This window comes from Dickeya oryzae, assembly GCF_009372235.1.
In the GTDB taxonomy this organism is placed as follows: domain Bacteria; phylum Pseudomonadota; class Gammaproteobacteria; order Enterobacterales; family Enterobacteriaceae; genus Dickeya; species Dickeya oryzae.
Window position 1 is genome coordinate 202,651 of sequence record NZ_SULL01000006.1, and the last position, 14,861, is coordinate 217,511.

Genomic DNA, 14,861 nt, shown 5'->3' on the forward strand with positions numbered 1-14,861 from the left:
TGGTGATACTCGGTCAGTGAAAAACTCAAGCCCCTTTCAACATATCAAACACCACTCGGGCAAACCCTTTCGCCAGTTCAGGGTTAGACAGATATTGCATCATCATGTCCTGCTGCGCGTCATTGCTGTCCAATACCGCATCATCAATGGCTTTAGGGAAATCACCGAGCATGGCCTGTTCACGCGTGTTATTCGCAATCTGTGTCATCACCGCCTGATTTTCTGACAACTTGTCTCGCACGCTAAAAGCATAATTAATCATATCTTTGTCGGTCAGATTATCAGTAATAAATAGCTCGTTAAGACGCGCCAGAATATGCGACAGAAATTCTTCTTTCTTATCCTTCGGCTTGGCGGTGCCAATGTCATTACCCGGCTTTATTTTGTATCCTTCGGCATCTTCCTGAAGTTTCAGATGTTGCTCGTGAATTTTCGACAAACGGTAATGGCTCATCTCCACATTGCTTAAATCAATCTCATCTTCTTCAACATTCTGTTCATGCAACAAGGGGCGTAGATGACGGGCAAACAGACTGAGTTTCTCCAGTTCCTTATCATCGTACTCCACGATTTGTGACATAAACTCGTAGAAACGGACAAAACTACCGAGATCTTTCTTGAAGATGTCCAACTTGTCTTTTTCCAACTTACAGTCTTTAAAACTGTTTTTGGCATTGGTAATCAGCACCACATCGTTGGTTTTTTTCGTACGCTCAAAAATTTCTTTTGCCAACACATAAGCATCAATGGCCGAGCTATATCGTTTTTTCCAGCGCTCAACAGCAGGTTTGCAAATATTGCTAATTGCCGCGTTGGATTTATTTTTGGTAAAGAATGCGTCGCAGAATTGCTCAACTTCCTTCCACAAAAAAATACCGCTGGCGCGGAGCTTCTCGAATAGTTCGAAGACTAATTGCGGGTCGCTGACATCTGTCAGCTCAGCGGTCTGATAATAAGGCTGGAAGGCCCCCAGAATATCATCCGGTTCGTTGTAAAAATCGAGAACAAAGGTGCCAGACTGCGCTTTTCCCGGATAAATACGGTTCAGGCGTGAGAGTGTTTGTACGCACTCCACCCCGCCAAGAGGTTTATCCACATACATGGCACACAGCTTGGGCTGGTCAAAACCCGTCTGAAATTTATTGGCGACCAGCATCACCTGATAATCATCACTATCAAAGGCTTCGCGCATATCCCGGCCCTTCAGCCCTGGATTCATATTGATTTCAGTGAATTTCTTGTTCAACAATGCAAGGCTATTTTGATCGCCTTCAGCAAATTCCACTTCGCCTGAAAACGCCACCATCGCGTTAATTTTCTGGTAGTGGTTCTCAGCAATATATTGATCAAACGCCAGCTTGTAGCGCACTGCCGCTTTACGCGAGCTGGTCACCACCATGGCCTTCGCCTGTCCGCCGAGTAAATGCATGACGTTTTTTCGGTAGTGCTCGACAATCACTTTTACTTTTTGCGAAACGTTATGTTCGTGCAACGTCACCCACTGGTTCAGCTTAATTTTGGCCTTTTTACTGTCCACTTCCCTGTCAGGGTCATCCAGCTTTTGCAGCAACTTATACGCCACTTTGTAGTTGGTGTAGTTCTTCAGAACATCAAGAATAAAGCCTTCTTCAATGGCCTGGCGCATTGAATAAACGTGGAATGCTTCCGGCTTATTCGTCTTGGATGCAGGTTCAAGTGGATTAGGGAGGCGACCAAACAGCTCCAGCGTTTTGGCTTTTGGCGTGGCGGTAAACGCATAAAAATTAAGATTATTACTGCCTTTTCGCGCGGCAACGGTGGCACCCAAAATATCTTCCGACGACAGCACCACATCGTCATCCGCTTCTTCGGTCATCAGTACTTCTTTTAGCTGACGCGCCGTGGAACCGCTTTGGGAAGAGTGCGCTTCATCCGCAATCACCGCATATTTGCGTTGCTTGAGGCTGACGCTGTTTTCGATAGCTTTAAGCACAAACGGGAAAGTCTGGATGGTAACGATAATAATCGGCTGGGAGTTTTCCAGCGCACTGGCGAGTTTCTCTGATTTAGAGCCGTCGCCTTCTTTATTATTAATGCGCCCGACGACACCATCTGCATGTTCAAACTGGTAAATCGTATCCTGAAGCTGATCGTCTAATACCGTTCGGTCGGTGACAACAATCACTGAATGGAACTGCTTCTCACCCTTCTCATCATAGAGCGTAGAAAGCTGGTGAGCCGTCCAGGCAATAGAATTGGACTTACCGGAACCCGCGCTGTGCTGAATAAGGTATTTATTACCGGTGCCTTCTTCCGTGGCGGCGTGAATCAGTTTATTCACCACATCCCACTGGTGATAACGCGGGAAAATTAAACTCTCTTTTTTAACCTTCAGCCCATTCCAATCTTCTTTTTCCTCAATTTGCAGATGCACAAACCTAGCGAGAATGTTCAGCAAATTGTCCGGCAGCAGCACTTCATTCCACAGGTAGCTGGTGGCGTACTCGTTTGCATCTTCGGGAATATCGTTCCCTGCGCCGCCGTCTGTCGTGCCTTTATTAAAAGGCAGGAAGAAGGTGTCATCACCAGCCAATTTCGTGGCCATAAACACGTCATATTGGCTGACGGCAAAGTGCACCAACGCACCACGTTTGAAGGTCAGCAGCGGTTCAGGCTTATTGGTTACCGGGTCTTTCGGCAAACGCGTTTTCTTATATTGTTTAATCGCGTTTTGTACCGCCTGCTTAAACTCGGATTTCAATTCCAGCGTTGCCACCGGCAGGCCGTTAACAAACAGCACCAGATCGATACGCCACTTTTTGGCCTTCGAACCGGTTTCTTCAAACACAGCGTTCGACGCATACGGGCTATAAACCAGTTCCGGCACAATACGGCAGATATTCTGCTGATAACGCGCCAGCGTTTCCGGGTTTAAATTATGTTCGGGTTTAAACTGGCATAGCGTAAAACGGGCATTGCGGATCTTCAGCGCATTGCGCAATACGCCCAACGTACCGTAAGTACGTGAGAGTTTGTCGGTGGCGTTAACATCGGCTTTCTTAAGCTGTACCACCAGCGCATCGAGGAAATGGCGCTCGGTGTCGGTAGGGAAAACCTTAACCAGCTTTTCCCATTCTTGTGGCTGAGTCGTTTTAACAAAAGTCAGCACATCTTGCGAATACAGCGCACGTTCACGATCGTAGCCATCACCCTTGCCGACAACCCAGCCATGTTCAACCATCTGTGCAATCATTTCATTCTGGAAGATCGCTTCTTTGGTAGCGTCCATGCTCATGCGTTCACCTCCGGTGATCCCTCAATGTCTGCCATTTCGCTGCTATCTGGCGCGACCCAGTCGCGTACATCAATTTTTCCGGTAACGGCGGCGGAGATTAAGGCGGTTCGGCGTTCTTTAAGCAACTCAATCTGGATTGTTGATAATCTCGACAGATTGTCATAATTATTTCTGATGGACTCTAGGTATTTTACGATTACATCTTGTTCATGTTTTGGGGGTAACGCTAATGGTGCTTCACTTACATTACCCAAGCTCAACCCTTCCTTTAGCCCATATTGTGCAACATCAAAGAATGAACGCCCTACAGATGATGCAAGGCTATAACCCAGAAATGCAGAGTTAATAATAGATGTGTTGGGACGAATCAGACTCAGATGTTGATTAATGTAGGTTGATTGAGAAAGCTCAGGGACAATAGCGACCCGTCCAGTATTTGCACCAGTAATACATACGACGACATCTCCCGCGACCAGTTTGGTGCGCACTCCCTCAGCATTTTTAGGTGGTGATACTCGTTTTGCTTTATCGAGTTTCAGACCAAGTTCATTATTTAAGTCACCACTTTGAAGAAATATTTCATTTCCTTCATCAGTAATAAAATCAGACCAACCTCTCGGGCCAGAAGTAATAAATGAGGATATTTGCTTTACTCGAACAGAGACCCAATGCTCAGGCACTTCTCCCAACCACTCAACACCAGAATCTTTCATCGGCACATCAGGGTTTAACCCTTTAGTGACGGCATGGCTTATTACTGCCTGACGTTTTTCTTTCAGCAGTTCAATCAGTTGTTGTTGTTTTTCGATAAGGTTATCGATTTTTGCGGTTTCGTGATCGAGAAAAGTTGCAATCTGACGCTGCTCAGAAATAGAAGGTAAAGCGAAACACAAGTTACCTAATTGTTCTGCTGATACAGCCTCAAAAGTACTACCTGTCGCTATAGCATCAAGTTGGTATTTATATGTTGGAAGTAACCACCATAAAAAAGGAGATGTAACTTTCGCTGAAGCAGCGATGCTACATAGTCCTCTCCCAATGCCATATTTCTTATCTGCGAAATTCATGGCTCCAACAGGAGCTCGCACAGAAAACAATATATCACCTGGATTAGCAATTTTTTTGGCCACCGGACAATATTGTTTTTCTACTGGATTTACCTTACCAAATTCAGCATTGCCTTGAAGGAAAGCCAAACCATCCCCTTCAATATTACAATCATCTGAGCTAGGAGATTGGCCCATATTCATGAACGATTCAAGTTTTAAGCGAGTTACTTTCCAACTCAACGGCTTCACATCAAACCAGTGAACCCCAGAATCCTTATACTCCGGATACGCCTTATACTTAGCCATCAGGAATGTACCTCCTGCAGCAGCTTCATAATCTCGGCGCTTACCGCATCCAGATCGGCATCAATTTCTTCCAGCGGGCGCGGCGGCTGATACACATAGAAATGGCGGTTAAACGGGATTTCATAGCCGACAATCCCAATTTCACCATCTTGGGCATCGCGCTTGTCGGCATTAATCCAGGCATCGGCCACATGTGGCAGCACCTCCGCTTTAAAGTAGCTTTCGATAAGGTCACTGGTAGAACGCGCTGGGTTCAACGGCACGTTCTCGTTATCACGCAGATCGCCATCCTGCTCGAACTCCACCACTTTCCCCTGGTACTCAAACGCACCGTACAGCGGCTGGGCGGCTTCTTTCAGCACCTTTTTCACCACCGGCTCAGCATCCGGGTTTTTCGTGGTAATCGCGTCGATAAACTGTTTGTTCTCTTTGGTATCGAGCTTAACGCCTGCGGTTTTGATCGCCCCTTTCAGGGTAAGTTGGAACTGGTTAAAATCGTCACTAACTTGCGTTTTCCCACCGGCTTGTGTGCCTAACGCCGCTTGAATCTGCTGTGCTTTTTCCATTAATTCGCGCTGCGCCAGCCACAGTTTGCTATCCAGCAAGTCTTTAATTTGCTTCTCTTTCAGCTCAGCAAATTCCGCTTTGATAATCGCGCGGGCTTCCGCTTCAATTTCTGCAAAATCACCGTAGTGAGATTCCTGCCACTGCGCAGAGAATTCGTCATACAGACGTTCCATCGGCGCGTTAAACGGCTTCGGCGCAAAGCGCAGCGTGGCAATTGCTTCATCAGTAATCTGTGCGGATAAACGCAGCGGACGCTCAATGGTCAGACGGCGGTAACCAAAATCGGTACTGTTGAAGATTTTGCTGGCAAAGGTTTTCGGGGCTTCCGTTTTGGCCGTTGCAGACTGGCGCCCACGGTTGGATTTTTGCTCCGCTGCTTTTTCGAGGCCTAAGGCTTCCAGAGAAATCGCCTCAACCGCCTCAAAATCACCAAACGTGCGGGTAATCAGTTTGATGTCATCCTCGCCCATCAAATTGCGCTTGGAACCGAGAGACTTACGCATCTTGCCGCACAAGTTGGTGCCATCAATCAGTTGGACCTTACCTTTACGCTCTGGTGCTTTCTTATTCGACAAAATCCAGACGTAAGTGGCGATCCCGGTGTTGTAGAACATATCCGTCGGCAGCGCGACAATACCTTCCAGCAAATCAGCTTCCAGAATATAGCGACGGATTTCGCTCTCACCGCTACCCGCACCACCGGTAAACAACGGAGAACCGTTGAGGATAATGCCGATACGCCCACCACCATTGATTGAACCATCTGGATTATGGGTATCACGCATTTTGCTGATCAGATGCAGAAGGAACAACAGAGAACCATCAGAGACGCGCGGCAAGCCCGGACCAAAACGGCCGTTAAAGCCTTTCAGTTGATGCTCATCGTTAATTTCACCTTCAATCTTTTTCCAGTCCACACCAAACGGCGGGTTCGACAGCATGTAGTCGAACTGGTCTTGTGGTAACTGATCGTTAGAAAGGGTGTTGCCCAGTTTGATACGGCTAACATCTTGTCCTTTAATCAGCATGTCGGCTTTACAGATGGCATAGGACTCGGGGTTCAATTCCTGACCAAAAGCCCGCATCACCGCATTCGGGTTAAGCTCGTGCACATACTCCATGCCAGCAGAAAGGAAGCCGCCCGTTCCCGCCGTCGGGTCGTAAATGGTGCGAATGATGCCGTCTTTAGACAACGCAGCATCATCTTCCATAAACACCAGCGAGGTCGTTAAGCGTACGATATCGCGCGGGGTAAAGTGCTCCCCTGCTGTTTCATTCGAACTTTCCGCAAAACGTCGGATGAGCTCTTCAAACACCAGCCCCATTTCATAGTTGGAAATGGCCTTCGGGCTCAGGTCCGTCGTCGCGAATTTTTTGACGATTTTGAATAGCAGGTTTGCATCATCCAGCAAGCCAACAAACTCACTAAATTTGAAGTGCTCAAAGATTTCACGCGCGTCCTTTGAGAAACACTGAACGTAATTCTCCAGATTCGCCTTAATGTCGTTCTGCCCCATCTTGCCGAGATCCATCGGCGAGGTATTGAAGAATGACAGGCCATTCGTGGCGCGTAATAAAAACTTCTCTCTCCCTTCTTCCGGCAAGGGACTGGCCTTTAGTTTTTCGGCTTCCGCTACCACCGCTTCTTTACTCGCGGCTAACACACACTCAAGGCGACGCAGCAGCGTAAAAGGCAAAATCACGCGCCCATACTGGGATTGTTTAAAATCACCGCGAAGCAAGTCAGCGACGGACCAGATAAAGGCAGCCGTTTGAGAAAAGTTGGTGTTAGTCATGAAAATCCTTAGAAGAGATCACTGCCATAGCGCGAAGATGCTCAAGTATAAATTCGGTTTTAGAATGTAATTCACAAAATAATACCTGCAACGAAGGCTACCGCAAACGATACGGGCAAATAAATGAACACTGAGATTGGGCCATGGCTTAGCAGCGCTAAGTATTCGGCGAGAGCGGCATACTGAGGTGAAAACCAACCATGACAAAAAATAAACAGCATTTTCCACCTATTCAAAAATCAGTAGAAAATGCCATTTATGTGAAATTTTTCAGAACAGAGGCAGAAAAAGAAAAGTTTCTATTTTAGTTGATTACTCAACGTCCCAAAATCAAACACACTCACCGCCTTCTCCCGGTTCACATCGAGGAAATCAGCCCACCATTTATCCGAAGGCTTGGCTGTTCTGACTTTGATATCAGTGAGCGCCATACTTATCTCCTCCCCGTTGGTACAAGCATTATCGAACCGAAAATACCATCATCTGTACCAACAACTGTTGGTAGATGTACATGGATGTCGGTTGACCCTGAGAGAATGAATATAGCGGGAAAGACGGGTAAACACTGGATTTCAGGCATAAAAAAAGACGTCGGTTGACGTCTATTTATATACTGTTGGTGCGAAGGCCGGACACGCAAAATGATGTAATTAATTGAATAATAAAATTTAATACTCAACAATCTAATTTAGGTGCCCCCTTTTATGCCCCCACTTCATTTTTAGCCCATGTTTTCAATGAGCTATATCACGTCATTTTCTCAATAAGATTAATTCTTATCCGTTCCGGTTCGATTCCGGGCAACAGATCCTAACCCAACCCCGCGATGACGAAAATGTTGTTCATAAATGGCGTATGGCTATTTTCTGTACCGTTCACTATACTGGATGTATAGCTATTCGCTACACAGAGAGGTCACGATGCGAACAGAGACAAAAGAAATGCCGATTAATATTCGTGCTAAAGCATCACAGCGGGAGCTGATTGATGTCGCTGCTAAATTGCTGTCGAAATCAAGAACAGAGTTTATCCTTGATGCTGCCTGCCGTGAGGCTGAGGATGTGTTGTTGGATCAAAGGCTGTTTCTGGTCAATGATGAACAATATGATGCTTTCATTCAGGTGCTGGAATCACCTGTCACAGATAATCCGCGTGTGAATGCATTACTGAACAGGAAATCTCCGTGGGAATAACGGCACCTGAATTATTGCTGCCTCAACATGCGGTTGTGGATTTTCATTGTTCCGAGCCGTCATTAAATGAATGGCTGAAACGCAAGGCGTTAAAAAATCAGACGTTGGGCGCTTCACGCACCTTCGTGGTGTGTGAAGCCGGTACACAGCGTGTGGTGGGGTTCTATGCCCTCGCGTCGGGTAGCATCCAGCGTCAGGTTGCGCCGGGCGCATTCCGGCGCAATATGCCTGACCCCATTCCTGTTCTGGTACTTGGCCGATTAGCCGTTGATGAACGTTATCAACGTATGGGGATCGGTGCCGGGCTTCTGAAAGATGCGGTACTCCGCTCCCGCAATGTAGCGCAGCAGGTAGGCAACAAAGCGTTATTGGTACATGCGTTATCTGATGAGGCAAAAGCGTTCTACCAATACTGGGGTTTTGTCCCGTCAGAAATACAGGAACACACCTTATTATTATCGTTATGGTAATAAATTTTTATCAAAATAAAGAGGGTTTATGAAGCATTTAATTAAGTTCTCTCTGATTTTAAGTACCTCATTAATGGCTATTCCCGCTTTTTCAGCTCCTTTCTCGAATGTTGAAATCTGTAAAGCGGCCATATCAATGGAGTTCGCAAAAGAACCCAAAATAATGAAAACAAAAGTGAATGGGGATCTCGTTAATTTGCAATATCACAGGCCCAGTGATAATAGCCTGTGGAAATATCAGTGCAAGATGATAGAAGGGTCACGAGTGCTATGGCGAAGCGCTGGAAGTGATTCAGAACCTAACTACATAGGCCGTTGGCGAGATAACCCGAATGATGCCTTAATCACTTATACGGAAGAGAATGGCGTGCTAAAAATGACAAATAGCCAGGCTGGCGAGCAAACATTTAAGCATGCTGATTTAAAATAAATGGCGTCATTTCCCATCACTATTAGTCGAAGGCCAATTAATTAACGTTATTAGTCGCGACCAGATCTTATGGTCTGCCAATCATGATAGCTTCTGGCACCGCGCCCGCCCCCTTTTTGGGGAGGGGACGGGCGCTCCGTGGCTCTATGAAGATGGATTTTCCTTCGTGTCGTAAAACGACAGGATCATTTCTGCCAAATCATCTTCTACCGTATAAAAATAACAGGCAGGAACATGCAGCACAGCAGCCAGTCGGCACGCCAGCTCAAAATCCGGCGTGTGAATCCCACGCTCATATTGATTCATGCGAGCGCTGGCTGTCGCTTCGTCTATCCCGGCAAAAATGCCTAAGCGCTCGATAAAAACCGGCTTTCATACCACTAAGTAACTCTTAGTAAATGCGGAAGAATTAGTACGTATAGTTACCTGACATCTTAATAAATAAGGAAGAAGGTATGACTACGTATAACGACTGGCATCAGGCGGATATCATCGCCGGCTTGCGCAAGAAAGGCACCACGCTGGCCGCGCTATCCCGTTCTGCGGGACTCAGTTCTTCCACACTGGCGAATGTGCTGGTACGTCCCTGGCCGAAGGGGGAATGGCTGGTTGCCACCGCGCTGGACAAACACCCCGCTGAAATCTGGCCCAGCCGCTATTTTGATGAAGCGGGTACATTGATTGACAGAAAACGCCGTATCAGGCAGGAAAGGGGTAAATAGTATTCATGCTGATAAAGCGGTTTTCTGTGCTGATGCCCCCATCTTTCCCGCGTAATACGCTTCCCCCACCGGATGACAGGGGGAAAACAACAAATCATTGATATACAGTAAGTTAACTATTCTCCCCCACTTAGGGTATATAGGCATCCGGGAAGTGGGGGAAGCCGCCGGATACCATAGCCTGATACCCGGTGCCCCCCACATTTCCCCCGTTTATTCCCCCACGTTACCGCGTTTTGATAATGGCACGATGTTTTCACCATCCAGCGCGATCAGGTCATCCCTGACGAGTTTATCCAGCCAGCGGGTAAACTTTTTGGAGACATCAAACCCCATCGCCCGCATATCGTCACGCACCAGTGCGCGGGTACAGCCGTCGCCACTGGCCGTACGCGAGCGGATCGCTTCCCACAGCGCTACATGGTTATCCGTCAGCCGGGTGATCCCACTGAGCGCCGGGTCAGCGTCGGTCGGGTCATCGCGGACTTCCCGGCCTTCATCCCGCAGAACCAGCGATGTAACCGGCTCGCCGTCATCGTCCACGTACAGATTCACCGCCGTCAGGTCGTAGGCCCGGCGTGGCGGCTCTTCGGCGTCCTTCATCTTGGTGCAGGTCAGGATCAGCGCCTGCCCGTCGGCCTCGCGGCGCACATTAAACTCCACGTCCAGCGCAGCCCGGAAGGCGCTGGAGCCGCGAGCGCCTTTGTCCTGATCTTTACCGGAGTGATGAATAATCAGTACCGTGGCCTGCGTGGCCGCCTTGATGTAGTCGCAACCCTGAATAAACGCCCCCATGTCTTTAGCGGCGTTTTCATCCGAACCGCCAAAGCAGCGGGCCAGTGTATCCAGAATGATCAGCCGTACTGCCATCCCGGTGGCGGCCTGTACGTCATGGGCGGCCTTGATCACCTGCTCCACGCTGTCGGGACTGGCCGGGAATACCGGGCAGTCAACGCGATAGAGTGCATCAATCGGGCTACGGTCGTTCAGCGTTTCCTCCCACGCCCGAATCCGGCGCGGTACGCCGATCCCACCTTCACCTACCACATAAATCACTGCGCCCTGCGTGACCGGTCGGTTGGCCCACGGCTTTCCGGTGGCGATATGGCACGCCCAGGAAACAGCCAGAAAGGATTTATACGACCCGCTGGCACCGTAAGCACTGGCAACCGCACCGCTCGGCAGGTAGCCCTTGATCAGGTAATCCTGCCGGGTATCAAACCCTTCCGAGCCTTTACGCAAAGGCAGGGCGGAGGAAAATGCCGTGACAGGAGACGGCCCGGCGTCAGGCAACGGGCCCGGGCTGATAACGGCAGGCCGGGTAAGCTGACGCCGGAATGCGGCTTTGGTGGCTTCCATGCCGTGCCGCTGGCGAAAATCATCCCAGTCACAGGCGGTATCGGTCGGCGGCAGAGCCACCCAGCCGTCAACGGCCAGCGCCGCTTTCTCCGCCATCAGTTTGCCGGTGTTGGCCGCGCCATCCGGGTGAATATCGTTATCCCCGGCCAGAATCAGGCAGCACTGGGGATAACGCGCCCTGAATGCCTGCGCCACGTTCAGCAGGTTATTAGCCGATACCGCCGCCACCACATGGCATGACGAGCACTGTTGCAGGGTGAGCGCTGTGGCATACCCTTCGGTGATAATCAGCTTCGACGGCTCCGGGCCGTGGTTAACCGGAATAAACGCCCCTTTCAACTGCGAGCCGGGATACAACCGTTTTTCACCGCCGGGCGTGATCAGTTGCGCCCCTGCCAGTTCACCGGAGGTGCGGAACATCGGCAACAGTAGCGATCCTTCGCCAAACCGGACACGCCCGATGGTCATCGCCTGTGCGGCAGTCAGCAGCATCGCTGGTGTCATCAGCCCTCGGGCTTTCAGATACGGGCTTTCCCCGGTGCTCGTGGCAGCCATCAGCGCCTTGATGCGCTCTGCCAGCGGGCGGGGATCAACCGCCTTTTCTCTGGCGGGCGGTGTTTCGCTGGCCGATGACGCCAGTGCCGTCACCACTCTGGCCGCTTCCGCGATGTCACACCGCCTGACGCGGGCGACCAGATCCAGACCATCACCGTGGCCGCAATGATTGCAGAACCAGGTGCCACGCCCACGCTTATCATCAAAGCGGAAGCGATCTTTTCCACCGCAGACAGGGCAAGGGCCATGCTGGCCCCCGGCAGGAAAGTAGATATCTAATGCCGCCAGAATCGACGGCCAGCGGTGGCGGGATTGTGCAACTCTTTCCGAGACAAACTTACTCATTGTCCGGCCCCTCCGCATCCAGCGCGTCATTCAGCAGGTTAAGCCGCTCCCATAAGATGAACATCAGCAGCTCTTTGGCAACGGGGTTTTCCAGCTCAATGATGGCGTAGGCCAGCACCCGGCAGTGATCGGCGATCTCTTCCAGTAACAACGGTGTGGGGTTATACATAGCGCACCTCCACAAGAGAGGTGAAAGATTGCAGGCAGGAATAGCTAAGGGTCGTAGCCATAAGGCAGCCTCCAGACTGTAGCAATTGTGATAGCTACCACCAGAGACGCCAATCTCGCGGGTGGTAGCCCGTGCGAGGTTGGCGTTACCGGACAGTCTGGCTACCGGCCTTCCTTGCGGAAGCCCCGCACGAGCCACCATTGAAGGTACAGCTCGACGCTTGCCTGCAAAAAAATACGCACAATGTGCGTATTCAGGCACCAGACTATTGTTCGGAACGCCAATTCCGGCTACGGATTTTGCCGTAGCCCGCGCAGTATAGCCCAATTTGCCCGCCAGAAGAAAAGCTGAATGACTCATTTGCGCCCCTCCGCCCGCTGACGGATACGCTCGGCAATCCAGTCGTTGATTTCACTCTCCACCCAGGCGACAGAACGTGCGCCCAGCTTCACCGGCTGGGGAAACTCGCCACGATCGATCAGGTAATAGATCCAGGATTTTTTGAGGCTGGTTTTTTTCATCACATCGGGCAAACGCAACAGAGTGAAATTGGACATCATTACGCCTCCTCCTGACGGGTGTAGACACGTTCAACATAACGGCCACGGCCATCGCCATGACCCAAATCCATCGACACCAGCGCCCGTGCCTCCTGACGGCTAAACCCGTCGGCAAGGTAGAAACGCATGGCATCCTGCGCCCATGCATAGCGCAGACTGTGGGGGGAGTAATGGCCGGTCAGGCCAAGGCGGGTAGTACGGGCACGCCAGAAATTCATGGCGGTTTTCAAATCCGGTTTATCGATGAGTTTACCGTTGCGGTTGTCGGCGATGACAAGTGCCTCACGCACAGCAGCAAGCACCGCTGCGCTGTCCAGCACGCGGGTTTCACGCGGTCGCCCGCCTTTGGTGCCAAACACGACAGTGAGCCGGTCAACCTGCCGGGTCAGTTGCTGCTCCCAGCGCTTTAGCGAGGCGCAACACTGCACCGCTTCCTGCGAACGCAACCCCAGCAACCGGGCAAGCTGGAGCGCACAGGCCAGACCGGCATCTTCCCGGCGGGCGGACTCCAGCACGGACTGATAGCGCGCATCCGGGATGGCATATTTAGTGCCTGCCCGGCTGGCACCACCCAGCCCCAGCGCCTGATTGCTCAGGCGGGGATCATCCACCAGTTTGCCCCGGCCTGCCAGACGCAGCACGCTGCGCAAGGCGGACATCTCGTTATGCAACGTGCGCAAAGCCATGCCCTGAGAGCGGCGGGCAGACACATAGCTTTCGATATGCCGGGCTTTAACGTGCTGTACGCTGCGCACCTGAATGTTGAGTGCCAGCAAATGACGGCACAAACGCTCAACAATACGGAGGCGATCATGAACCGTTTTATAGCTACCACCCGCCTGTTTCGCCCATGTTTTCATTTCACGACTGAGTTTTGTCATGCTCTTATCTCGACTTCAGCCCTTCGGCGCATGGCTGCTATGCAGAGTCAGTGCTCTGCCTGAACGATACCTGTGCGCCGGAGGGCTTGGGTTTTGTTGAGGTATCGGGGGTTCGGTGATGCACACAGTGCAACCGCTGTTCACACAGTCATACCCCCAGGCAAATCGCCTGCCTCGGTATCGATCCAGAATGCTTTTAAACACAATGAGGCGCGAAAACGGTGGTGTCAGAATGTTGACACGCAGCGCAAACGGCCATGAGTAAAGTCGAGAAAGACGTCAGTGCGCGGCGTCACTTTCACCTGCTTGCGCGGTAAAAGTGACGCCGGGTGAAAGCGTGACAGGCGGATACAGCCTGATGCATTACGGCATCATGCGGTACAGCCCGCACGTTCACACGTACAGACGGCAATCGTTGGGACGAGTAAAATCGAAGTTGCACGCTAACGTGAACTTACGAGGGTAAGCGCCAGTTAAGTCGCTTAGTATGTGAAATCACTACAACGATAAACGTTGCAGCTACAAGCCAGTGTCCTACGGTACGGGAAAACCGCGCTCTGGCTGGGTATAGTATAAGTGAAGCATTTTACGCCGCCCGGCAAACCGGGTTATGGGTAAAACTTAGGGCCCAATGGGCTATGGTTTAGTTTAACTGGCCTTCATCGTCACGCTCATAACGGCGCTCAAACTACCTGACGACATCTGCTCCCAAAGGCTGGCAGATTTACCGCGCTTCTTCATCACGCTCTCTTCCTTGCAGGCGATGGAAGAGTAACAGTACCGGTGTGGTCGCCCGAAGGCGTCAGTCTCAGACCACGCTCCATTCCCTATGACTTTGGCGTTGTGACCACCCGAAGGCGTTTCTCACAGGTCACACGTATCATCCTGATACTGGAAACATTGGTGGCTGTCATCGACAGCGGTGTTGCGTGGATAAAATTACGACAGTTTTGGTGGGATTTCAAGGGGGTGAAACCTGAACTTCTCGGCCATTGGTACAATTAAATACTCAATGCAGGGTAGATAATTTACAGTTACCGGATTCAGCCTTGGCGAGGCTTCACTGGGGTGATAATCAGGAAAAATATACACCCTTTCAGCATACGCACGACACCCTGCCTGAAAATCACCGGAAATCCCGCTATTTTTCCTGAGTTAAGCCATGCATCCACAGGGTGCATGGTT

General features: G+C 50.5%; 13 protein-coding genes and 1 pseudogene. 4 read left to right on the plus strand and 10 right to left on the minus strand.

The window, feature by feature from the left end; translation table 11 throughout:
• Positions 1-25: 25 nt before the first annotated feature.
• The 4 genes from FAZ14_RS12855 to FAZ14_RS20385 all read right to left on the minus strand — a co-directional run bounded on the left by FAZ14_RS12855 (position 26) and on the right by FAZ14_RS20385 (position 7,423).
• Positions 26-3,274, minus strand: a complete 3,249-nt coding sequence (locus FAZ14_RS12855) for a type I restriction endonuclease subunit R (protein WP_153508655.1) — start codon at positions 3,272-3,274, stop codon at positions 26-28.
• Positions 3,271-4,629, minus strand: coding sequence for a restriction endonuclease subunit S (locus FAZ14_RS12860; protein WP_153508656.1), 1,359 nt, complete (start codon positions 4,627-4,629; stop codon positions 3,271-3,273). Before FAZ14_RS12860 ends, FAZ14_RS12855 begins: the two co-directional genes overlap by 4 nt.
• Positions 4,629-6,992, minus strand: coding sequence for a type I restriction-modification system subunit M (locus tag FAZ14_RS12865; protein ID WP_153508657.1), 2,364 nt, complete (start codon positions 6,990-6,992; stop codon positions 4,629-4,631). The genes FAZ14_RS12860 and FAZ14_RS12865 overlap by 1 nt, the downstream gene beginning before the upstream one ends.
• Positions 6,993-7,291: 299 nt before the next feature.
• The gene (locus FAZ14_RS20385; protein ID WP_258570053.1) at positions 7,292-7,423 is read right to left on the minus strand and encodes a hypothetical protein; all 132 of its coding nucleotides are present in this window, start codon (positions 7,421-7,423) and stop codon (positions 7,292-7,294) included.
• A 489-nt stretch (positions 7,424-7,912) separates the two neighbouring features.
• Here FAZ14_RS20385 and FAZ14_RS12870 point away from each other — a divergent pair, with 489 nt between their 5' ends.
• Genes FAZ14_RS12870 through FAZ14_RS12880 form a run of 3 tightly spaced genes read left to right on the plus strand, consistent with a single transcriptional unit; the run spans position 7,913 to position 9,085 of the window.
• Positions 7,913-8,185, plus strand: coding sequence for a type II toxin-antitoxin system TacA family antitoxin (locus FAZ14_RS12870; protein ID WP_019843650.1), 273 nt, complete (start codon positions 7,913-7,915; stop codon positions 8,183-8,185).
• Positions 8,176-8,655: a GNAT family N-acetyltransferase gene (locus tag FAZ14_RS12875; RefSeq protein WP_013316117.1), complete on the plus strand. Its 480-nt coding sequence runs from the start codon at positions 8,176-8,178 to the stop codon at positions 8,653-8,655. Before FAZ14_RS12870 ends, FAZ14_RS12875 begins: the two co-directional genes overlap by 10 nt.
• Before the next feature lie 28 nt (positions 8,656-8,683).
• Positions 8,684-9,085: a hypothetical protein gene (locus FAZ14_RS12880; RefSeq protein ID WP_019843649.1), complete on the plus strand. Its 402-nt coding sequence runs from the start codon at positions 8,684-8,686 to the stop codon at positions 9,083-9,085.
• A 144-nt stretch (positions 9,086-9,229) separates the two neighbouring features.
• Here the strand turns inward: FAZ14_RS12880 and FAZ14_RS12885 are convergent, their stop codons facing one another.
• Entirely contained in the window at positions 9,230-9,445 is a 216-nt protein-coding gene (locus FAZ14_RS12885; RefSeq protein WP_153508658.1) for a helix-turn-helix domain-containing protein, read from the minus strand.
• 95 nt (positions 9,446-9,540) lie between these two features.
• Between FAZ14_RS12885 and FAZ14_RS12890 the strand changes: the two genes are divergently transcribed.
• Entirely contained in the window at positions 9,541-9,807 is a 267-nt protein-coding gene (locus tag FAZ14_RS12890) for a helix-turn-helix domain-containing protein (protein WP_015848023.1), read from the plus strand.
• Between the two features lie 213 nt (positions 9,808-10,020).
• On the opposite strand, the gene FAZ14_RS20310 is transcribed toward FAZ14_RS12890, so the two are convergent.
• The 5 genes and pseudogenes from FAZ14_RS20310 to FAZ14_RS12910 all read right to left on the minus strand — a co-directional run bounded on the left by FAZ14_RS20310 (position 10,021) and on the right by FAZ14_RS12910 (position 13,676).
• Positions 10,021-11,100, minus strand: coding sequence for a helicase RepA family protein (locus tag FAZ14_RS20310; protein WP_235914538.1), 1,080 nt, complete (start codon positions 11,098-11,100; stop codon positions 10,021-10,023).
• Positions 11,101-11,175: 75 nt separating this feature from the next.
• Positions 11,176-12,096, minus strand: a pseudogene (locus FAZ14_RS20315) (primase-helicase zinc-binding domain-containing protein); the annotation flags it as partial.
• On the minus strand, positions 12,059-12,595 hold the full coding sequence (locus FAZ14_RS12900) for an ash family protein (RefSeq protein ID WP_153508660.1): 537 nt from the start codon (positions 12,593-12,595) through the stop codon (positions 12,059-12,061). The pseudogene FAZ14_RS20315 and the gene FAZ14_RS12900, both read right to left, overlap by 38 nt.
• Positions 12,592-12,792 (minus strand): helix-turn-helix transcriptional regulator, encoded by a 201-nt coding sequence (locus tag FAZ14_RS12905; RefSeq protein ID WP_194287077.1) that lies wholly within the window; start codon positions 12,790-12,792, stop codon positions 12,592-12,594. Before FAZ14_RS12905 ends, FAZ14_RS12900 begins: the two co-directional genes overlap by 4 nt.
• A 2-nt stretch (positions 12,793-12,794) precedes the next feature.
• Positions 12,795-13,676 (minus strand): integrase domain-containing protein, encoded by an 882-nt coding sequence (locus tag FAZ14_RS12910; RefSeq protein WP_153508662.1) that lies wholly within the window; start codon positions 13,674-13,676, stop codon positions 12,795-12,797.
• Positions 13,677-14,861: the final 1,185 nt, after the last annotated feature.